Consider the following 19,710-nt stretch of genomic DNA (forward strand, 5'->3'; position numbering starts at 1 on the left):
GCCCTTCGCGCAAGCTTTCGGGACGATCCCAACCCGTAATCGCAAAAGCCATGTCGCGACCATGTGGGCAAAATACGGCAGCGTGGAATTTCGGTTTCGAATGCCGGAAATAAAAGCACAGGGTGTTGTCGCCGTGCAACGCTGCCTCAGGTTGTGGGCGCCGGCGGGCATTTCAGCCTCCGGCCCCCGTTCCGCTCTTGGCCGAAGCAAACAGTGCAACGGCGTTGGTTATGCTTTGGGTCGCCTTGTTGCGCCAATCGGCGCTGAGCAACTGCGCTTCGTCCTTGGCGTTCGACAGATAGCCGAGTTCGACCAGCACGGACGGAACGTCCGGCGCCTTCAGCACCTTGAAGCCGGCAGAACGCTGCGGGTTGTTGATCAGGCCGACGCTGGTGGAAAGCTGGCCGACAAGAGTGTGCGCGAAGCTCATCGAAAAATTATGCGTCTCGCGGCGGATCAGGTCGATCAGGATATCGGTCACTTCCTTGCTGTCGTCCTTGATCTCCATGCCGGCGAACTGGTCGGAAAGATTTTCACGGTCGGCAAGCGCCTGTGCCTCGGGATCGGAAGCCTTGTCGGACACGGTGTAGACGGTTGCGCCGCGAATGCCCTTGAGGCTGATCGTGTCGGCATGGATCGAGATGAGCAGGTCGGCCTCATGCTGGCGAGCAATGCGCACGCGATCGTCGAGCCGCAGGAACTCGTCCGTTTCGCGCGTCAGGAACACGTCATATTTGCCGCTGGCGGTGAGCTTGTCGCGCAGTTCCATGGCAAAGGCGAGCGTCACGTTCTTCTCGACAGTGCCGTTCAGGCCCTCGGCACCACCGTCGATGCCGCCGTGGCCGGGATCGACGACGACGGTGAAACGATGGCCCGGATTGGAGACCGGCCCGGTACCGACCCTGCCGGCCTTGTCGGCAGAGACTGTCGAGCCGGTGGTCAGCGCCTGATTGGCGAGCGCTGCATCGAATTCCCGCTGCGACGCCGCCGACATGTCGATGGCGATGCGGTAGCCACTGCCGTCATCGTTCTTCAGCACGTCGAGATTGTCGACGGCGAACGGTCCCTTGCCGGTGAGAATCAGCCGCGATTTTCCCTCGCCGAGTCCGCCGTAACGCACGGCGCGGACAAGGCCGCGCGGCTTCACATCCTTGGCATTTAGGGCGAATCTCGTGGCCGGCAGATCGATGACCAGACGATTGGGGCCGCGCAGCAGGAACCATTTGATGTCGGGATCGCGGTCGAAATTGATGACGATGCGCATCTTGGTGGCATCGCCGGCCATCTTGTAGCTTGTGGCGCCGATCGGTACGTCGGCAGCACGCGAAAGTGGCGGAAAGACTAGGCAAGCCAGGATCAGCGGCAGCCGGCAGGCGGTGCGGAACAACCAGCCTCCATGATGACGGCCCTTGTCTGCGAAGCCTGCCAGTCCCATCTTTCTACCAGTCGCTCCTGTTTGGCGTCATGCCCGATCGTTCGTCAAAGTGCCCTATTGCTTGTCAAAGTGCCGGCAGGCCGCGAACTCGATTAACGATTGGTATCCAGAGAAGGTTAACCAAGCCTTTTCATGGAAGGCTTGGAAGCTGGGCTTCCGTTGCGGAACGGCTTTTTGCCGGCGTCGGGAATCGGGGTTGCCTTCCAACCCGCCAAATCATAAAAGCGATGGTGGATCACTGCAATCCTGGAACCGTCCTCCTCCGCAGCTTCCTGCTACAGGTCAGACGCAAGACGGCTCCTTTCGCTTCAGGCGAAGAAGGCATCGGTGATCGCGACGATTTTCGCAGGCGTGCTCCCGTGGCGGGGGAATCGCCTGCGTGAGCAAAACGGCCGGGATTGTCCCGTGCCGGCTCTGTATGAGCAAACAAGCTGGTCCGGTTTTTCCCGGGCTTTGGTTCAAAAGGTTCTGCTGGTTACGATGGCTTCAAGCGCAATCATGGAAAGGTCCGCAACAAACCGCGCCACTACGGCTGCGGGCGGCACCGCCATGGCGCTCAGGCAGCGGCCGGCGGACGTTCAATTGTCCGGCACCCATGTTCCAGGTCCACGGCAGCGGGCATTGCCCCGCAAGCTGCGGCCGACGGCTGCCGGGGGGAAACGAAATAATGCCCAACAAAATGCTGATAGACGCCTCCCACCCGGAGGAAACACGCGTTGTCGTCGTTCGCGGTAACCGTATTGAAGAATTCGACTTTGAATCCCAGGACAAGAAGCAGCTCAAAGGAAACATCTATCTCGCCCGCGTAACGCGCGTCGAACCTTCCCTCCAGGCAGCCTTCGTCGAATATGGCGGCAACCGTCACGGTTTCCTCGCCTTCAGTGAAATACACCCCGACTATTACCAGATTCCGGTCGCCGACCGTCAGGCGCTGCTGCGTGCGGAAGCACAGGAAGCCCAGGACGAAGAGGACGAGGAAGCCGCCGAGGGCGACGACCGCCAGAGCCGCGACCGCGGCAAGCGCGGACGCCGGCGTGGCGGCAAGAGCCGCGACCGCGGCGAGCACAGGCGCGAGGCAGGCGCGTCCGACGGTGAGAATGGCGAGAGCGGCGAAGATGCCGTCGCAGAGAACCTGGATGCCGCTGCCGACGGCGGCGACACCATGTCCGATACTGTCGGACAGAGCGATGATGCCGCCGGACAGAGTGATGAAGTCGCCGATAGCGGCGAGACCGAGCCGTCCGAAGGCGGATCCAGTTCCATCGCTGCCAGCGTCGACGCCGACGTAATCTCGGAAGCCGTCCCGCAAGTAGAGACAAGGGAGGTCGAGACAGGCGGGGCCGAGACGAGCGGCGAAGCGACGTCCGAAGACAATGATCGCGGCATGCTGGAGGAGGTGCAATCCTCGCATTCGGACGATCACGAGGTCGAATCGGTCGGCGCCGAAGACGCGCTGGAAGAAGTGCGCAACCGCCGCAAGCCGGTGCGCCGCCAGTACAAGATCCAGGAAGTGATCAAGCGTCGGCAGATCCTGCTGGTGCAGGTCGTCAAGGAAGAGCGCGGCAACAAGGGTGCGGCGCTGACCACCTACCTGTCGCTGGCCGGCCGCTATTCGGTGCTGATGCCGAACACGGCGCGCGGCGGCGGCATTTCGCGCAAGATCACCAATGCGCAAGACCGCAAGCGGCTGAAGGAAGTGGTCGCCGATCTCGAAGTGCCGCAAGGCATGGGCGTCATCCTGCGTACGGCCGGCGAAAGCCGCACCAAGGCAGAGATCAAGCGCGACTACGAATATTTGATGCGGCTTTGGGAAAATGTCCGCAATCTGACGCTTCAATCCACGGCCCCTGCCCTGGTTTATGAGGAAGGCAGCCTGATCAAGCGGTCGGTGCGCGACCTCTACAACAAGGATATCGACGAGATCCTGGTTTCCGGCGAAGAAGGCTACCGCGAGGCCAAGGATTTCATGCGCATGCTGATGCCGAGCCACGCCAAGGTGGTACAGCCGTTCCGCGACACGACGCCGATCTTTGTGCGCAACGGCATCGAAGCACAGCTCGACCGCATGCTGCAGCCGCAGGTGACGCTGAAGAGCGGCGGCTACATCATCATCAACCAGACGGAAGCGCTGGTCGCCATCGACGTCAATTCGGGCCGTTCCACCAAGGAGCACTCGATCGAGGACACCGCGCTTCACACCAATCTGGAAGCCGCCGAGGAAGTCGCCCGGCAATTGAGGCTACGCGATCTCGCCGGCCTGATCGTCATCGACTTCATCGACATGGAGGAGAACCGCAACAACCGCTCCGTCGAGAAGCGGCTGAAGGATCACCTCAAGAACGACCGCGCCCGCATCCAGGTCGGCCGCATCTCGCATTTCGGGCTGATGGAAATGTCGCGTCAGCGCATCCGTGCCAGCGTGCTGGAATCGACGATGAAGCCTTGCCCGCATTGCGGCGGCACCGGCCATGTGCGCTCCGATTCGTCGGTTGCGCTGATGGTGGTGCGGGCAATCGAGGAATTCCTGCTCAAGGATTCGCGCAGCCACATCACGGTGCGGACGCCGGCAGCGACCGCGCTCTATGTGCTCAATCACAAGCGCGGCACGCTGGTGGAATTCGAGCACCGCTTCGGCGTGACCATCACCATCGAAGCCGATGACACGGTCGGTGCACAACACTATGCCATCTTCCGCGGCGCGCTGGCCGAAAAGCCGGAAGGCTTTGTCGAGGCCCGCACGTTCCCGGCCTATGTCGAGCCGGAAGAACCCGAGGACGAGATCGTCATCGAGGAGGAAGAGGAGGCACCGGTGCAGGCTGAGCAGCCACGCCCTGCCCAGCAGCCGCAGCAGCCAAGGTCCGGCGAGGACGGCGAAGGCCGCGATCGCAAGCGCCGCAAGCGCCGCAGACGGCGCGGCGGCAAGGATCGCGAACACGGGGATCGCGAACACGGGGATCGCGAACACGGGGATCGTGAACACGGGGATCGTGAACAGGCCGCTGCCGGGGAAGGTGCTTCCGCTTCGGCGCCGACCGACGATGCCCTCGTAGCCGCCGCCGAGCAAGGCGCGGAAGCGGAACGTGAAGCGCCGGCCGGTGTTGCCGAAACTGCGGAAGCGGCGGACGACGGTCACGGCAAGAAGCGCCGGCGCGGCAAGCGCGGCGGCAAGCGCAATCGCCGTGAAGACGGTGAGGACGGCGTCGAAGCCAGCGCCGGCGAGCCGGCCGGCATGACAGAAGGTGCCGTATTGGAAGCAGAGCCCGTGACCGCCGAGCCGGAAGGCGCGCCGCCGGCCGAAGAGCTTGCGGTGCGTGCTCCGGCGAACGACGACACGCCGAGCGCCGAAAAGCCGAAGAAGCCGCGCCGCGCCGCCAAGCCGAAGAAGGCCGCGGCGGAAGCAGTTGCCGAGATTGCGGGCGCCGAGACATCGGCCGCCGAAGCCGCGGCGGTGGCTTCCGGCGAGACCGCTGCGCCGGTTCGGCAGGAGACCGAAGTGGCGGCTGGCAAGGAAACGCCGAAAGCCCGGCCGTCGCGGCGCAAACCCGCACCGGTGGATGCTCCGGTCGTGCCGGTCGTCTCCTCGATCGTCCCCGACGAGGCAAAGACCGAGGAAACAAAGGCCGAGTACAAGCCGAAGCGTGCCGGCTGGTGGCAGCGGAAGGGCTTTTTCTAAGCTTTTCCGTGTATTAGCCAGACTTTCTGATTAAAAGAATCCCGCGCTGCCGACTGGCTGCGCGGGATTTCTTCGTGCCAATTCCAGGCGACAGGCACTATGGCGCGAAGATCGACCAGTTCATCATCTTCGCCAGTTTCTCCAGCGCGATCGAGCCCAGCCTGGAATTGCCATTGGCATTGAGGCCAGGCGACCACACCGCAAGCGAGGCGACGCCCGGCACGATCCCCAATATGCCGCCGCCAACGCCGCTCTTGCCGGGAATGCCGACACGGAAAGCGAAGTCGCCGGAGCCGTCATAATGGCCGCAGGTCAGCATCATCGCGCCGATGCGGCGGGCGCGCTCGGCCGAGACGACGGAATGCCCGGTCGCCGGATTGTTGCCGCCATTGGCGAGAAAGCGCCCGGCCAGGGCGAGTTGCCGGCAGCTCATGGCGATCGCGCAATGGTGGAAATAGACGCCCAGCGCCAGTTCCGGCGCGTGATTGAGATTACCGAACGATTTCATGTAATTGGCAAGCGCAAAATTGCGAAAGCCGGTGGCACGTTCGGACGCCGCGACCTCGCGATCGATGATGATCGTGTCGTCATCGGCCAGGAACTGGATGAAGCGCAGGATCTCGCCGATCGCCTCGCGCGGCTGATGGCCGGCAAGCAGGATGTCTGAAACGACGATGGCGCCGGCATTGATGAACGGATTGCGCGGAATGCCGTTCTCGTGCTCGAGCTGGACGATCGAGTTGAACGGATTGCCCGACGGTTCGCGTCCGACCCGCTGCCATAGCGCATCGCCGACATTGCCGAGCGCCAGCGTCAGCGTGAACACCTTTGAGATGCTCTGGATCGAAAACGCCTCGTCGGCGTCGCCCGCGATCAGCACGCGGCCGTCATTGGTCACCGCGGCAATGCCGAATTTTTTCGGGTCGATCTTGCCGAGCTGGGGAATATAGCTGGCAACGTCGCCGCGATCGGCACGCTCCGCCATTTCGGCGGCGACCTCGCGCAGCGCCTGTCCAAGTTGGGGCGCCTGTCCGCGTTGCGGCGCCTGTTCAAGCTCCGGCATCGTCGTCCCCGCTACTTCAGCCAGCGTTCGATACGCGCCATCGCCTCGACCATATCCTCGTGGCTGCCGGCGTAGGAAAAGCGCATCGTGCGATGGCCCTGCAGCGGATCGAAATCGCGGCCGGGCGTCGCCGCCACATGCGCATCGGCCAGCATCCGGCGCGCAAATGCCATGCTGTCATTGGTGTGCCGGGTGACGTCGCAGAAGGCGTAGAAGGCGCCGTCCATGGGCGCGGCAAGCGCAAAGCCGAGTTCCGGCAGGCGTTGCATCAAGAGCTCGCGGTTCCAGGCGTAACGCGCCTTCACCGCCTCCAGCTCTTCTGTCGCCTTGAACGCTTCGATCGCGGCAATCTGGGACAGTTCGGGCGGCGAGATGTAGAGGCTCTGGGCGATGCGCTCGATCGGCCGCACCAAATCCTGCGGCAGCACCATCCAGCCAATGCGCCAGCCGGTCATGCAATAATATTTCGAGAAGGAATTGATCACCGTCACGTCCGCGCCGAAAGACAGCGCCGTCGTGTCGGGCGCCGCATAGGCCAGCCGGTGGTAGATCTCGTCTGAGATCACGGCGATGCCAAGCTCGCGCGCCGTCTCGACCAGCGCCTCGAGATCGCCGGCGGGAATGACCGCGCCGGTCGGATTGGCCGGGCTGGCGAACAGCACGCCCTTCAGCGGTTTTTCGCGGTGCGCGGCTTTCAGGTGCTCGGCATGAAGATAGGCGGCGCCGTCGAGCTCGATCTCGGCGATGTCGATGCCGAGCGCAGCCATGATGTTGCGATAGGCCGGATAGCCCGGCGCGGCGATGGCGACGCGGTCGCCCGGATCGAACATCGCCAGGAAGGCAAGGTTGAAGGCAGCCGACGATCCGGTGGTAACGGCTACCCGCTCGGGCGGCACGTCAAGCCCGTAATGCTCGCCATAATGGGCCGCGATTGCCTTGCGCAGGCCGGCGAGGCCCAGCGCGTCGGTATAGCCGATGCGGCCTGCTTTCAAGGCGCTCGCCGCCGCTTCGCGAACCCCGGCCGGTGCCGGGTCGGACGGCTGGCCGACTGCCATGGAAACGACCGGCACGCCCTTGGCCTTCAGCCGATTCGCCTCGGCCAGGATGTCCATGGCGTGGAACGGCTCGACGGCGCCGCGGCGCGAAAGCGAAACAACCATTTTTCAATCCACCACACTTGTCCGCACGTGCCGGCCATGCAGGCCGCGCCGCACAAATGCCCGATTGATGTGGGGATCACAAGTTCGGTAAGTTTTAAGGTGCCGACTTTTCATCCTTCGCCCGCTCGTCTACCAGTGGACCTGCCATGTTAAGCCGACCCAGATCGACGATCGCCAGGACAGCGCGCGCCTTCGCGACGCTTTCGCTTGCCGCGGTGCTAGCCATGGCTGGCTCGGTCAACGCGTTTGCGCAGAATGTGCCGGTGGTGCGCGATGCCGAGATCGAGGCGCTGGTGCGGGATTATGCACGGCCGATCTTCAAAGCGGCCGGCTTATCGGGCGACGCCATCAACATCGTGCTGGTCAACGACCAGAGCTTCAACGCCTTTGTTGCTGGCCGCCGCATGTTCATCAACACCGGCGCGCTGATGACAGCCGAAACGCCCAACGAGATCATCGGGGTCATCGCCCACGAGGCCGGCCATATCGCCGGCGGACACCAGCAAAAGTTGCGCGAACAGCTCGAGCGCGCCAAGACGATGGCAATCCTGGCGACGCTGCTTGGCGCCGGCGCCATGGTGGCCGGCGCCACCAGCAATAGCCGCGGCCTCGCTGGGGCCGGCATGGGCGTGATGGCCGGCGGCGGCGAGATGGCGCAACGCAGTATCCTCGCCTATCAGCGCACCGAAGAGATGACCGCCGACCGCTCGGCAATCGCTTATCTCAATGCTACCGGCCAGTCCGGCATGGGCATGCTGAAGACGTTCAGCCGTTTCCAGAACGCATTGTCGCTCTCGGGCGCCCAAGTCGATCCCTACAAGATCAGCCATCCGATGCCGCAGGAGCGTATCGCCAATCTCGAAGTGCTGGTGAAGCAGAGCCCTTACCTCGACAAGGTCGACCCACCGACACTGCAGCAGCGCCACGACATGATGCGCATCAAGATCGCCGCCTATATGCAAGGACAGGCCGCCGCGTCGCGATTGATGCGCAAGAACCCCGGCAGCCTCGCCTCGCGCTATGGCGACGCGCAGATGACCTATCTCTTCGGCAATCTGGCCTCGGCGCTCACCAAGACCAGCGCACTGATCAAGGAACAGCCGAAAAATCCCTATTTCCAGGAATTGCGCGGCGACATCCTGATGAAGGCGAACAGGCCGAAGGATGCGGCGGACGCCTATGCCAGGTCGGTCAGCCTCGATCCGGCGCGATCCGGGCTGCTGCCGGTCTCGTACGGCCAGGCGCTGATGGCTATCGGCACGCCGGATTCGCTGAAGAAGGCGGTGGCGCAGATCAACACGGGCCTCGGGCGGGATCGCGAAAACGCCGCCGGATACCGCTATCTGGCACAGGCCTATGGCGAACTCGGCAACATCCCGGCGGCCGAGCTTGCAACCGCCGAAGGGCATTTCTATTCCGGCGACTACAAGAATGCGAAGATCTTCGCCATGCGGGCGCAGCAGAGCATGAAGCGGGGCGAGCCGGGCTGGCTTCGCGCGCAGGACATTATAAACTACGCACCATCAGGTAAGAAGAAGTGAACCTTTCGGACGCACGCTGCGACACAGCCGAACCGAGCGGACCCGAACACAGGCTAGAGGATCGAGGATCATGACCAAGGCAATTCTGCTGGGCACTACCGGAGTGGCAGCCGCCCTCGCCATGCTGGCGTTCGGCTTCGTCGCCGGAAGTCCGCAGACGGCGAAGGCCGGCACGGCGCAGCTTGTCCAGACGGCGTCCTCGGAAACCAAGCTCGACCGCACCGAAGTCGAAGGCATCGTCCGCGACTATCTGCTGAAGAACCCGGAAGTGCTTCTGGAAGCCCAGCAGGCGCTCGAGGCCAAGCAGAAGGAAGAACAGCGCGTCGCCAGTCTCGGCGTCATCAAAGACGCCAAGGACCAGATTTTCAACTCCGCCTTCGACGGCGTTGTCGGCAATCCGAACGGCAAGGTCACCATCGTCGAGTTCTACGATTACAATTGCGGTTACTGCAAACGCGCCATCGATGACATGCGCGCGCTGACCAAGGCCGATCCGGACCTGCGTTTCGTGCTCAAGGAATTCCCGATCCTCGGCCCTGATTCGCAGAAGGCGAGCGTCGTCTCGATGGCCTTCCACTTGATGAAGCCGGAGAAATACCGCGAATTCCACAACGCGCTGCTCGGCGGCCAGGGGCGCGCCACCGAGGCGGCGGCAATCAAGGTGGCGCTGTCGCTCGGCGCCGACGAGGCGGCGCTGCGCGAAAAGATGAAGGACCCGAGCATCACTGAGGCCTTCTCCAAGACCTATGATCTTGCCACCAAGCTCGCCATCACCGGAACGCCGTCCTATGTCGTCGGCAACGAGGTTGTGTTCGGCGCGCTCGGCCAGGAAGTGCTGGCCGAAAAGATCGAGGCGGCGAAGACCGCACTCTGATTAGCGTTCGGGTTTCGATCAGGCTGCGGGTTTCCGGCGCGGGCCGTTTTCCGGCTGTTGTGGACGGCGAAAGAACGCACTTGCGCTCTTTTCGCCAGCGTCTATGCCCATTATAGAGGGTCCGGCGCGCCGGCTTAGCCGCGCCGGGAAAGGTCGGCATTTTTTGAAAACGGTTTTCGTCCTGAACGGCCCCAATCTCAACGCGCTCGGCAAGCGCGAGCCGGGCATCTATGGCGGCAAGACGCTTGCGGCGATCGCCGACGACTGCAAGCAGGCGGGTGCCGCACTTGGGCTGGAGATCGATTTCCGCCAGTCGAACCATGAGGGCGACCTCGTCGACTGGATCCACGAGGCCGCCGAGAAGGCCGCCGCAATCGTCATCAATCCGGGCGCCTACGGCCACACCTCGATCGCCATTCACGATGCCATCCGCGCCGTCGCGCCGCTGCCGGTCGCTGAGGTGCATCTCTCCAACATCCACGCGCGGGAATCATTCCGCCACGTCTCCATGGTCGCGCCGGTCGCTGTCGGCATGATCTGCGGGTTCGGGCCGCTCGGCTACACGCTGGCGCTGCAGGCGCTGGCTGCACGCCTATGACCGGCCAACAAACAGAAGGCTCGAAAATGTCGATAAAGAAGAACGGTGTTGACCAGCAGCTGATCCGCGATCTGGCGGGCATACTGAACGACACCAACCTGACCGAGATCGAGGTCGAGCTGGGCGATCTGAAGGTGCGCGTCTCGCGGCAGGCGCCGGCCGTCCATGCGATCGCCGCAGCGCCGCCAGCCTATGCCCCGGCAGCAGCGCAGCCTGCGGCAGCGGCCGCGCCGGCGACGCCCGACGTGTCGAAGAACGCCGTCGCCTCGCCAATGGTCGGCACCGCCTATCTGGCACCGTCGCCCGACGCCAAGCCGTTCATCGAAATCGGCCAGAAGGTCAAGGAAGGCCAGACGCTGCTGATCATCGAGGCGATGAAGACGATGAACCAGATCCCCTCGCCGCGCGCCGGCATGGTGACGGCGATCCTCTTCGAAGATGCGCAGCCGGTCGAATACGGCATGCCGCTCGTCGTGATCGAGTAGAGCCGGGAACAGGCGAAAGATGTTCCAGAAAATCCTCATCGCCAATCGCGGCGAAATTGCCCTCAGGGTGCTGCGCGCCTGCAAGGAGCTTGGCATCCAGACGGTGGTGGTGCATTCGACCGCCGACGCCGACGCCATGCATGTGCGTCTCGCCGACGAGAGCGTCTGCATCGGCCCGCCGCCGTCGCGCGACTCCTATCTCAACATCCACCAGATCGTCGCCGCCTGCGAGATCACCGGTGCCGACGCGGTGCATCCCGGCTACGGTTTTTTGTCGGAGAATGCCAAGTTCGCCGACATCCTCGCCGCGCACAACATCACCTTCATCGGCCCGACCGGCGACCATATCCGCATCATGGGCGACAAGATCGAGGCCAAGCGCACCGCAAAGCGCCTCGGCATTCCCGTGGTACCCGGCTCCGACGGCGCGGTCACCGAGGAAAAGGAGGCCAAGCGCATTGCCGCCGAGATCGGCTACCCCGTGATCATCAAGGCGTCGGCCGGCGGCGGCGGGCGCGGCATGAAAGTGGCGCATAGCGAGGCCGACCTCGAGGTGGCGCTGCAGACGGCACGCTCGGAGGCGGGCGCCGCCTTCGGCGACGACGCCGTCTATATCGAGAAGTATCTGCAGAAGCCGCGCCATATCGAAGTGCAGGTGTTCGGCGACGGCGCCGGGCGCGGCGTGCATTTCGGCGAGCGCGACTGCTCGCTGCAGCGCCGCCACCAGAAGGTCTGGGAAGAAGCGCCCTCGCCGGCGCTCAATGCCGAGGAGCGCGCACATATTGGCGGCGTCTGCGCCAAGGCGATCGCCGATCTCGGCTATTCCGGCGCCGGCACCATCGAATTCCTTTATGAGAACGGCGAGTTCTATTTCATCGAGATGAACACGCGCCTGCAGGTCGAACATCCGGTGACCGAGGCGATTACCGGCATCGACCTCGTGCACGAGCAGATCCGCGTCGCCTCGGGCGGCGGGCTTTCGGTGCGCCAGGAAGATATCCGCTTCCACGGCCATGCTATCGAATGCCGCATCAATGCCGAGGATCCGCGCACCTTCACCCCCTCGCCGGGCACCATCACCCACTTCCACACGCCAGGCGGCCTCGGCATCCGCGTCGATTCCGGCGTCTATTCCGGCTACAAGATCCCGCCCTACTACGACAGCCTGATCGGCAAGCTGATCGTGCACGGCCGCAACCGCGTCGAGTGCATGATGCGGCTGCGACGCGCGCTCGATGAATTCGTGGTCGACGGCATCAAGACCACGCTGCCGCTGTTTCGCGACCTCGTCGGCAACGCCGACATCGCCAATGGCGACTACGACATCCACTGGCTGGAAAAATATCTGGCCAAAGGCGAGTGACACAGGGGCGACGCGATGACCCGCCCCTACGCACCCGGCTATCGCATCCCGACCGACCTGTTGCTCAAAGCCTATGCCTCCGGCGTCTTCCCGATGGCCGAAAATGCCAATGACCCCGAGGTGTTCTGGGTGCGGCCGGAGACGCGCGGCATCATTCCGCTCGACGGTTTCCACATCCCGAAGAGCCTGAGGAAGACGATCCGCAAGGATCTGTTCGAATTCCGCATCGATTTCGATTTCGAGGCGACGATCGACGCCTGCGCCGAAAGACGCGAGGAACGGCGGTCGACCTGGATCAACGCACCAATCCGCGAAGCCTATGTCGAGCTGCATCGGATGGGCCATTGCCATTCGGTCGAGGCCTGGCACGACGACCGGCTGGTCGGCGGGCTCTACGGGGTGTCGCTCGGCCGGGTGTTCTTCGGCGAGAGCATGTTTGCCAGGGAGACCGACGCCTCGAAGGCCTGTCTGGTTCATCTGGTCGAGCGCCTGAAGGCGCGCGGCTTTGCGCTGCTCGATACGCAGTTCACGACCGAGCATCTCAAACGTTTCGGCGCAATCGACGTGCCACGTGGCAAGTACGAGAAGATGCTGGCCGAGGCGCTAAAGGGCGAGGCTGTGTTTTTTCCGTGATCTAGAACGGTTCATCGTTTCACGGAAACGCCGAACCGGTCTATTTTGTGTTTTGACGCAATTCCGCACGGAAAACCGTTCACACTTTTCCTGGAATTGCTCTACCGGCCGGTCAGCCCTTGGTCGCCGTCACCAGCGGTGTCTGTGCATGGAACATCATCTTCCAGCCATTGACGCGGTGGACATAGCCGGTACTGACCAGTGCTGCATAGGCTTCGCCATTTTGCCGGGTCGCACGCGCCTCGTAGGTCAGCATGACGATGTCGCTGCCGGGCTCGATGATGCCCTTGAGGTCGATGTCGAGCTCGCGCCAGCGCTTCGGCTCCGTCGCGGTTTTGGCCAGATCGGCGTTGCTCATCACCCGCGCCATCTGCGGGAAGGCCACCAGGCATTCGGTGTCGGCGTTGGCCTTGAAATAGTCGGCGTCGCCGGTCCAGAATCCCTTTTCGATGTCGAGAAGCTCGCTTTTGTTGGCCATCATCATGGCAACCTCCTCCCTAGAGAGGCCCCAACGCTCAGGCAACAAGGCGGTTCCGCAAGACGCGGCGTATCTATCCGCCGCGCTGACAGGTTCTAGTTGGTTTTGGGGGCAGCGGGCGCCGGCACGTCGGACTTCTGCTTGCAGCCCTTCAGCCAGATATCATAGACGGCGTGCTCGACGGCGTTGATCCCGGGGCTTTCGGCAAACATCCAGCCGGTGAAGATACGGCGGATTTTCCGGTCGAGCGTGATCTCGTCGACCTCGACGAACGAATCCGTCTTCGGCTCTTCGTTTTCGGGCCGCGAATAGCAGATGCGCGGCGTCACCTGCAAAGCGCCGAATTGCACCGTCTCGTCGATATAGACGTCGAAAGTGATGATGCGACCGGTGATCTTGTCGATACCGGCGAATTCAGCGACGGGATTGGTGATGCGCTCGGATACTGCCGGTGCTGCAGGCGCCACCGACGCGTCCGGCGCAGGCGGCGCCAACTCCTGCGCAGCAGCAAGCGCCACCATAGAAGCGAGAACGACCGCGGTTAATCCGCCCGTCAAAATTCGGCTGAACATGCTCATGCAAGGTCCGGTGGTTTGCGCCCGGGTGATTCTCTTAACGCCAAGGCTAGTTGCTGCTGTCGGATCAGCAAACAGCTAAACAGCAATTGTGGCGACAAAGGACCGCGCCCGTGGGGACACGGTGCCTGTGGGAACCGCGCGCGTGTCGCGGCGATCGATCACGAACCGGGCGTCCAGGCGTCGTAGTCGCCCGTCACCTGCGGACGATGCTGGTTGGTCAGCACCGAGCCCTTCGGGCGATAGGCTGCGGGGCTGCCGGTGAGGTTCGGCACATGCGGCTTTTGCCAGTCGCGGGGCTTGTAGTCTTCCGTTGGCGGCGCAACGTCGACACGGTGATGGATCCAGCCATGCCAGCCGGGCGGAATCGCCGAGGCTTCCGAATAGTCGCGGTAGATGACCCAGCGGCGGGTGCGGCCTTCCGAATCGACGCCGCCCTCGTAGTAGACGTTGCCGACCTCGTCCTGCCCGACCATCTTGCCGTGCCGCCAGGTGTGGAAGCGCGTTCCCAGCGTCTGGCTGTTCCACCAGGTGAAAAACTGCAGAAGGAAAGTTTTCATCCAAATCCTCGTGGCAAGTCCTTGTAGCAAGTCCTCGCGGCGCCTGTTCCTGCTTATGGCGTCACGGCATTGCGAAGGCAAGGGTCTTGCCGCAACCGACGAGCAAATGGCTGGCGGGCAAGCTATACGTTCATGCGATCCTCGCGTCCGCGCGAAGCAGATGAAATGGGTTGTTGGCAACCTTACGCAGCGTTATTCTAGGAATGATGCTTCGTCGCCTCAAGGGCGGCAAATGAGAGGGGCTCATGTCATCGCTGGCGGGCACGGCCGGTCGCGCATTGCCGCAGGTCGTTGAGGCGATCTACGATTCGATTGCCGACGTCGGCCGCTGGCAAGCGACACTCGAGGCCATCTGCAGCCTGGCGGAAGGCCAGCTTGCCATGCTCGCCGTCATCGACACGATCAGCAGTTCCGCGCGGTTTTCGGTGTCTTGCGGCGATCCCGCAGTTCTTGAGCCGTTGAAGCATGACTACGGCTCGCAAGTGCCGTTCTATGCGGCGGTTCCCAAGATGGAGATCGACGTGCCGTTCACTGTCGATTCGATCTACGCCCTGCAAGGTCCGGATACGCGACAGAGATGGCTCGAAAGCCGCATCGTGCGCGAATGGGTGCAACCCAACCGGCTGGACGATTTCTTCTGGGTGGCGTTGATGAAGCGGCCGATCCGGATCGGCACGCTGATGGTGGTTACCGACAAGGACAGGCGCCAGATTTCCAGCGAGGACCTCGAGCTTGTCTGCCTGCTGGCGCCGCATGTGCGGCGCGCGGTGACCATCGGCGACCTGTTCGAGGCGGAGCGGCGCAAGGCCGAAATCTTCCGTTCCATCATCGAAAGCCTTGACCATCCCGTGCTGATCGTCGCCGAAGACATGACCATCATCTTCGCCAACCCGACAGCCGAAGCGCTGCTCGCCGAAAACATCTCGGTCGCTTGCGTGCGCGGACAGCTTTCCTTCACCTATGCCAACGCCAATGCCGCGATCGGCCGTGCCGTCCAGCTCGGCACGCGCGACGAATTCGCGCTCGGACCTTGCGGCATCAACATTCCGCTGGCCAAGACGGCCGTTCCGGCGGTGGCCCATGTGATGCCGCTGGCGCGGCGTGAAATCTCGGCGCGTATCTCGCAGCGCGCCGCCGCGGCGATCTTCATCGCCGCGGCCGGTTCGGCACCAATCCCGGCGCTGGACGCCATTGCGGCGCTGTTCGGACTGACCGCGGCAGAAAGGCGCGTCGCCGGTCATGTTGCCGCCGGCCTGACGCGAAAGGAAATCGCCGCGGCCGGCGGCGTCTCGGACGGCACCGTCAAGTCGCAGCTGGCGACGATCTTCGACAAGACCGGTACCGGCGATCAGCGCGAGCTCGAACTCTTGATGCGCGAATTGTCGCCGCCGTTGCGCTCCAGTTGATTTGCGCAGATCCCCCGGACCGGCCGTGGTCCAAAAGGCTCGGCCGGTAAGTTTTCCAAGCCTTTAAGAACATCATCCGCAAAATCTGCAAAACGAAACCGGCATCGTTGCAATTCGGCCAAAATCATGGTGCGGTCGTTCGCGGTCCAGAAACGCGGCACTATGCTCGGCTGGAAAGAAAATGGTTTCTGGCGCGGATCTCGATCTTTGATACCGACATCTACCGAGCGGCTGCTCCCCTACCTTTTCCTGCTTGGGCTGATCGTCATCGCGGTCGCTTTCCGGCCACTGCTGCCCGTCGACGAAACGCGATATCTCAGCGTCACCTGGGAAATGTATCTGAGCGGACAGATCTTCGTCCCGACGATGAATTTCGCGCCCTATCTGCAGAAGCCGCCGCTGCTGTTTTGGCTTATCGACCTTGTCTGGACCGTTTTCGGCGCCAGCCGGCCGGCGGCGATGCTGGTCATCTTCGCCGCCTCCTCACTCGTCATCTGGCTGACGACGGCTTTGGCAAGGACCCTGTTTCCCGGCCGCGACGACATCGCACGGCGCGTCCCCTGGCTGGTCGTCGGAAGCAGCGTGTTCGTCATCTATTCGACGCTGATCCTGTTCGACCTGTTGCTGACGGTCTTCGTGCTCGCCGCGCTGTTGTCGTTGATTGCCTTTGCCCGGAGCGGCGACCGCTGGCAGGCCGTTCTGGCCGGGTTGTTCATCGGCATGGGCGTGCTGACGAAAGGCCCGGTGGTGCTCATCCATATCGGCGCGCCCATCCTGTTCTACCCGTTCTGGCGCGACCGGCGGGCGGGACTGGCGACACCGAACTTCCTCGTTGGAGTGGGCCTGGCAGTGCTCGCCGCGCTAATTCCGGTGGCGATCTGGCTGGTGCCGGCGACCATCCTGACAAAGGGCAGTTTCGTCTATGATCTGGTCTGGAACCAATCGGCGGGGCGCGTCACCGGCAATTTGCGCAATTCGCACGGCCGGCCGTTCTACTTCTATCTGCTGCTGCTGCCGGTCATGTTCATGCCGTGGATTTTTATACCCGAGGTATGGCGATTGAAGCTGCGCACGCGGATACGCAGCCTGATCGAGACGAAGTCGCCCGATCTGCGCGCCTTGCGCTTACTGTCGTTCTCGTTCGTTGCCGTGTTGCTGGCGTTCAGCGCGATATCCGGCAAGCAGCCCCACTATGTCGTGCCGATGTTGCCGTTCGTGACCATCCTGTTCGGGTATTTCATGGCGGAGATCCCGCTCGCCAGGCTGAAAAGCTCGGCCGTCGTCATGCTTGTCATTTTCGGCATCGGCCATGCGGTGGCATCGGCAACCGCGTTCAAACGCTATGACCTGACGCCGCTCGCCAACTTCGTCGACGAGCGAAAGGATGCGGACTGGGCCGTGGCTTTCGACTATCAAGGCGAAGTCGGCTTCCTGGCCCGGTTGCAAAAGCCATTCGAAACCACCGACAAACCGGAAGAATGGCTTGGCTCGCATCCCAGCGGCTATGTCATCGACAAGGTTTCCAAGGATCCCGGCACCGCAGGGCAAATCGCGTTCCGGCTTCGCGTCGAACGCGGCTATCTCGTCGTGCTGAAGGGACAGCATTGACGATCGTTACCGGTTTGCCAATTCATCTCCCGCACGGGAGATGAAGGCGTTGCTGCTCCGTGGTTCCATCGCTCGATTGAACCGGGAGGTATTCATGCGCAAGCTCATCTCGACGACGCTTTTTGTCTTATCGCTCGCTGTGGCCGGCGTTGCTGCCGATCCGGCATGGAGCTTCAAATGTCAGTCCGGTACGATCGGGCAAGGCAGTTGCTCCTGCTCCGGGACCGCCGACTGCACCGACATGCGGCATTCGAAAATGTGCAAGGGCGACCTGAATTGCGGTTCGGGCAAATGCTCGTGCACGGCCGCGTTGGTAGTCGACCCAGGTCCGAAAACCCCCAAGCCCAAGGTCGTCGCGCCGAAGGCGACGACCAAAGGCGTCGTGAAGCAGTAGCCATCCAAGCCGAAAGGACGGCGGCCCGACGTCGCTAGGCCCGCCCGATGTTTTCGCGGTTCATCCCCCGTGCGGGCGATGAACCGCCAGCGGACAAATGCTGCTGTCTAGCCGGAGGGTGGTTTCCAACGACAGAGCGAGGATACCATGTTGAAAACCTGCACGATGCTGTTCTTCGGTCTGATGGCGGCCACCGCGGCCGCCCAGCCGCCGCCTTCGGGGCCGCCGGTTGCCAGTGCGGCACTTGCCCCATGCAACCCCACACAATCGAACAGGCCCTGCAAAGCCGAACTCGGCGTGTTCCTGATCACCAACACCGTCCGCAACCTGGCGCAGGCCAAGGTCGACGCCACCAACGCACAGCTAGCCGCCCAGGGACGATCATCGCGCGCATCGATCGAATCGCTGAAGCAATGGCGGCCGTCGCGCTTTGCGACGCAGATGCTGAACCAGCCGAACAGCTGGTTTGTCAAAGTTCCCTATATCCTCACCATCAAGGTCTCGATCCCGCTGACGTCCGACCGTCACATCGGCATTCCCATAGACGTCAACGTCTTCTGCAGCCGCTGGCAGACCGATTCCAGCCAGGTCATCATCCGCTCGCAACCCGGCCCGGCGAGCTTCGAAGGCGGCAACATCCTCGAAGATGTTTTCAACATCGGCAACTACATCGATGCCCAGGTACGCAGCTCGTTTTCGGCACCCCTGCCGGTGACGACGCCGGTTCCGAATTCGAAATGCTCGGCAATCGACGGGTCCGATGCCGGCACGCAAGCCACCGGCGACGATCTCATCTTCTGGACGGTGCCGCGACGCAACCTGATTGTGACGGACGCCATAGCCAAGCCGACGGTTGAAGTGACCTTCGACAGCCTCACGCGTCTGGCGGCCCGCGACTTCCACAACAATGTGGTCTATGCGGAATCCGAGGCCATTAACCTCAATGTCTACGCCAATGAGGACGGCCTTCAGAAGGCGCTGACGATGCGCGAAGGCGACGTGGCTGCGCTGAACCTTCCCGCACTCAGGCTCGACGCGCGAAAATACGATTCGCTGGTCGTCATCGGCAATGTCGACCAGCCGCCGAACGATCCCAGAGACAGCGCCTTCGCGGTAGCGGCCAAGAGTGCGGGATTCGGTGCCGGTTCCAAGATCATGCAGATCCCGAAGTGGTATTCGAGGCCTCCGGACCAGTTCAATCACAAGCCTACATGGATCAGAGTTCCGGGCTACGAGCTGCACTATACGGTGCGCTATCTCAACAGCGGCGGGCTGGCCGTCGACGGTGGAGCCAGTGCGGTCCGGCCACCAAAAGTCGCCGTTCCGATAAAGACGCTCATCAAGCCGAAAATGCCCTGACGCGGTCGCTCGCGGATGACGGCTGCGGTTCGGACCGCTGCCCCCATCCCCCGCGCGGCAGATGCGGCAGCGCCGGCTTCATGGCCTGATCCTGCGGGAACAAACGCGCCGCTTCGCCACGAGCGAGCGGCGCCATCGATGGAGACAAACGATGCTGCACCTTCCCCACACCATGCCCGCCGCCCGGATCATTGCGGCAATCTCACTGCTTGCTTTCCCGAACTTCCTGCCGCCGGTCACGAGCCCGGCGAACGCGCTGCCGGTCAGCCAATCCTGCCGGATCACCACCTACTACAAGACGGCGGCGAAGGCGACGGAGGTTGGCGTGCGCTCGACGTGCCAGGGCGTCAAAAAATGGGGCGTCACCTCGAAATATTACGAGGTCGAAAAAATCGAAGCCGCTACGCCGCCGCACACGTCGGGCGGCGGCGGCAGCCTGCCGTGCGAGTTTCTCGCCGCCGGCTGCTCCAACCTGCCTGTGAAACGCAACTGAGCGTCAGGCGAA

The 19,710-nt window shown here is 63.0% G+C and carries 18 protein-coding genes; 12 read left to right on the forward strand and 6 right to left on the reverse strand.

What is annotated here, in order from left to right; genetic code table 11:
- Positions 1 to 172: 172 nt before the first annotated feature.
- Entirely contained in the window at positions 173 to 1,435 is a 1,263-nt protein-coding gene (locus tag NKH89_RS15440; protein WP_352909261.1) for an N-acetylmuramoyl-L-alanine amidase, read from the reverse strand.
- A gap of 667 nt (positions 1,436 to 2,102) precedes the next feature.
- Between NKH89_RS15440 and NKH89_RS15445 the strand changes: the two genes are divergently transcribed.
- Positions 2,103 to 5,108, forward strand: coding sequence for an Rne/Rng family ribonuclease (locus tag NKH89_RS15445; RefSeq protein WP_352909262.1), 3,006 nt, complete (start codon positions 2,103 to 2,105; stop codon positions 5,106 to 5,108).
- 97 nt (positions 5,109 to 5,205) lie between these two features.
- Here the strand turns inward: NKH89_RS15445 and NKH89_RS15450 are convergent, their stop codons facing one another.
- Complete coding sequence (locus NKH89_RS15450; RefSeq protein ID WP_352909263.1) at positions 5,206 to 6,171, reverse strand: glutaminase; 966 nt, start codon at positions 6,169 to 6,171, stop codon at positions 5,206 to 5,208.
- Between the two features lie 11 nt (positions 6,172 to 6,182).
- Positions 6,183 to 7,331, reverse strand: coding sequence for a pyridoxal phosphate-dependent aminotransferase (locus NKH89_RS15455; protein ID WP_352909264.1), 1,149 nt, complete (start codon positions 7,329 to 7,331; stop codon positions 6,183 to 6,185).
- 146 nt (positions 7,332 to 7,477) lie between these two features.
- Here NKH89_RS15455 and NKH89_RS15460 point away from each other — a divergent pair, with 146 nt between their 5' ends.
- The 6 genes from NKH89_RS15460 (at position 7,478) to aat (ending at position 12,825) form a co-directional block, all read left to right on the forward strand.
- Entirely contained in the window at positions 7,478 to 8,872 is a 1,395-nt protein-coding gene (locus NKH89_RS15460; protein WP_352484556.1) for a M48 family metalloprotease, read from the forward strand.
- 70 nt (positions 8,873 to 8,942) lie between these two features.
- Entirely contained in the window at positions 8,943 to 9,746 is an 804-nt protein-coding gene (locus NKH89_RS15465) for a DsbA family protein (RefSeq protein ID WP_352909265.1), read from the forward strand.
- Positions 9,747 to 9,909: 163 nt separating this feature from the next.
- Positions 9,910 to 10,344, forward strand: coding sequence for a type II 3-dehydroquinate dehydratase (gene aroQ, locus NKH89_RS15470; RefSeq protein WP_352909267.1), 435 nt, complete (start codon positions 9,910 to 9,912; stop codon positions 10,342 to 10,344).
- A 26-nt stretch (positions 10,345 to 10,370) separates the two neighbouring features.
- Positions 10,371 to 10,829, forward strand: a complete 459-nt coding sequence (gene accB, locus NKH89_RS15475) for an acetyl-CoA carboxylase biotin carboxyl carrier protein (protein WP_023717477.1) — start codon at positions 10,371 to 10,373, stop codon at positions 10,827 to 10,829.
- 19 nt (positions 10,830 to 10,848) lie between these two features.
- Entirely contained in the window at positions 10,849 to 12,192 is a 1,344-nt protein-coding gene (gene accC, locus NKH89_RS15480) for an acetyl-CoA carboxylase biotin carboxylase subunit (protein WP_352484553.1), read from the forward strand.
- A gap of 15 nt (positions 12,193 to 12,207) precedes the next feature.
- Positions 12,208 to 12,825: a leucyl/phenylalanyl-tRNA--protein transferase gene (gene aat, locus NKH89_RS15485; protein ID WP_023717475.1), complete on the forward strand. Its 618-nt coding sequence runs from the start codon at positions 12,208 to 12,210 to the stop codon at positions 12,823 to 12,825.
- Between the two features lie 112 nt (positions 12,826 to 12,937).
- On the opposite strand, the gene NKH89_RS15490 is transcribed toward aat, so the two are convergent.
- The 3 genes from NKH89_RS15490 to NKH89_RS15500 all read right to left on the reverse strand — a co-directional run bounded on the left by NKH89_RS15490 (position 12,938) and on the right by NKH89_RS15500 (position 14,438).
- Positions 12,938 to 13,306, reverse strand: a complete 369-nt coding sequence (locus NKH89_RS15490; protein WP_023717474.1) for a hypothetical protein — start codon at positions 13,304 to 13,306, stop codon at positions 12,938 to 12,940.
- Positions 13,307 to 13,398: 92 nt separating this feature from the next.
- Positions 13,399 to 13,881, reverse strand: a complete 483-nt coding sequence (locus NKH89_RS15495) for a DUF2155 domain-containing protein (RefSeq protein WP_352451095.1) — start codon at positions 13,879 to 13,881, stop codon at positions 13,399 to 13,401.
- A gap of 158 nt (positions 13,882 to 14,039) precedes the next feature.
- Positions 14,040 to 14,438 carry an NADH:ubiquinone oxidoreductase subunit NDUFA12 gene (locus NKH89_RS15500; protein ID WP_352484551.1) on the reverse strand — a complete coding sequence of 133 codons (399 nt, stop codon included), beginning with the start codon at positions 14,436 to 14,438 and terminating at the stop codon, positions 14,040 to 14,042.
- 245 nt (positions 14,439 to 14,683) lie between these two features.
- Here NKH89_RS15500 and NKH89_RS15505 point away from each other — a divergent pair, with 245 nt between their 5' ends.
- The 5 genes from NKH89_RS15505 (at position 14,684) to NKH89_RS15525 (ending at position 19,698) form a co-directional block, all read left to right on the forward strand.
- Entirely contained in the window at positions 14,684 to 15,844 is a 1,161-nt protein-coding gene (locus NKH89_RS15505; RefSeq protein ID WP_352515793.1) for a helix-turn-helix transcriptional regulator, read from the forward strand.
- A 207-nt stretch (positions 15,845 to 16,051) separates the two neighbouring features.
- A complete protein-coding gene (locus NKH89_RS15510) occupies positions 16,052 to 17,452 on the forward strand; it encodes an ArnT family glycosyltransferase (protein WP_352496716.1) in 1,401 nt (466 codons plus the stop codon).
- A 40-nt stretch (positions 17,453 to 17,492) separates the two neighbouring features.
- A complete protein-coding gene (locus NKH89_RS15515) occupies positions 17,493 to 17,846 on the forward strand; it encodes a hypothetical protein (RefSeq protein ID WP_352515792.1) in 354 nt (117 codons plus the stop codon).
- 147 nt (positions 17,847 to 17,993) lie between these two features.
- Entirely contained in the window at positions 17,994 to 19,205 is a 1,212-nt protein-coding gene (locus NKH89_RS15520) for a hypothetical protein (protein ID WP_352515791.1), read from the forward strand.
- 151 nt (positions 19,206 to 19,356) lie between these two features.
- Positions 19,357 to 19,698 carry a hypothetical protein gene (locus NKH89_RS15525; RefSeq protein WP_352496719.1) on the forward strand — a complete coding sequence of 114 codons (342 nt, stop codon included), beginning with the start codon at positions 19,357 to 19,359 and terminating at the stop codon, positions 19,696 to 19,698.
- Positions 19,699 to 19,710 lie beyond the last annotated feature (12 nt).

It is taken from the genome of Mesorhizobium sp. M0923, assembly GCF_040319365.1.
Lineage (GTDB): Bacteria > Pseudomonadota > Alphaproteobacteria > Rhizobiales > Rhizobiaceae > Mesorhizobium.

Bases quoted from the DNA above. Each gene is read 5' to 3' on its own strand.
- NKH89_RS15440 (WP_352909261.1), bottom strand. From the start codon at position 1,435: ATGGGACTGGCAGGCTTCGCAGACAAGGGCCGTCATCATGGAGGCTGG.
- NKH89_RS15445 (WP_352909262.1), top strand. From the start codon at position 2,103: ATGCCCAACAAAATGCTGATAGACGCCTCCCACCCGGAGGAAACACGC.
- NKH89_RS15450 (WP_352909263.1), bottom strand. From the start codon at position 6,171: ATGCCGGAGCTTGAACAGGCGCCGCAACGCGGACAGGCGCCCCAACTT.
- NKH89_RS15455 (WP_352909264.1), bottom strand. From the start codon at position 7,331: ATGGTTGTTTCGCTTTCGCGCCGCGGCGCCGTCGAGCCGTTCCACGCC.
- NKH89_RS15460 (WP_352484556.1), top strand. From the start codon at position 7,478: ATGTTAAGCCGACCCAGATCGACGATCGCCAGGACAGCGCGCGCCTTC.
- NKH89_RS15465 (WP_352909265.1), top strand. From the start codon at position 8,943: ATGACCAAGGCAATTCTGCTGGGCACTACCGGAGTGGCAGCCGCCCTC.
- accB (WP_023717477.1), top strand. From the start codon at position 10,371: ATGTCGATAAAGAAGAACGGTGTTGACCAGCAGCTGATCCGCGATCTG.
- accC (WP_352484553.1), top strand. From the start codon at position 10,849: ATGTTCCAGAAAATCCTCATCGCCAATCGCGGCGAAATTGCCCTCAGG.
- aat (WP_023717475.1), top strand. From the start codon at position 12,208: ATGACCCGCCCCTACGCACCCGGCTATCGCATCCCGACCGACCTGTTG.
- NKH89_RS15490 (WP_023717474.1), bottom strand. From the start codon at position 13,306: ATGATGGCCAACAAAAGCGAGCTTCTCGACATCGAAAAGGGATTCTGG.
- NKH89_RS15495 (WP_352451095.1), bottom strand. From the start codon at position 13,881: ATGAGCATGTTCAGCCGAATTTTGACGGGCGGATTAACCGCGGTCGTT.
- NKH89_RS15500 (WP_352484551.1), bottom strand. From the start codon at position 14,438: ATGAAAACTTTCCTTCTGCAGTTTTTCACCTGGTGGAACAGCCAGACG.
- NKH89_RS15505 (WP_352515793.1), top strand. From the start codon at position 14,684: ATGTCATCGCTGGCGGGCACGGCCGGTCGCGCATTGCCGCAGGTCGTT.
- NKH89_RS15515 (WP_352515792.1), top strand. From the start codon at position 17,493: ATGAAGGCGTTGCTGCTCCGTGGTTCCATCGCTCGATTGAACCGGGAG.
- NKH89_RS15520 (WP_352515791.1), top strand. From the start codon at position 17,994: ATGTTGAAAACCTGCACGATGCTGTTCTTCGGTCTGATGGCGGCCACC.
- NKH89_RS15525 (WP_352496719.1), top strand. From the start codon at position 19,357: ATGCTGCACCTTCCCCACACCATGCCCGCCGCCCGGATCATTGCGGCA.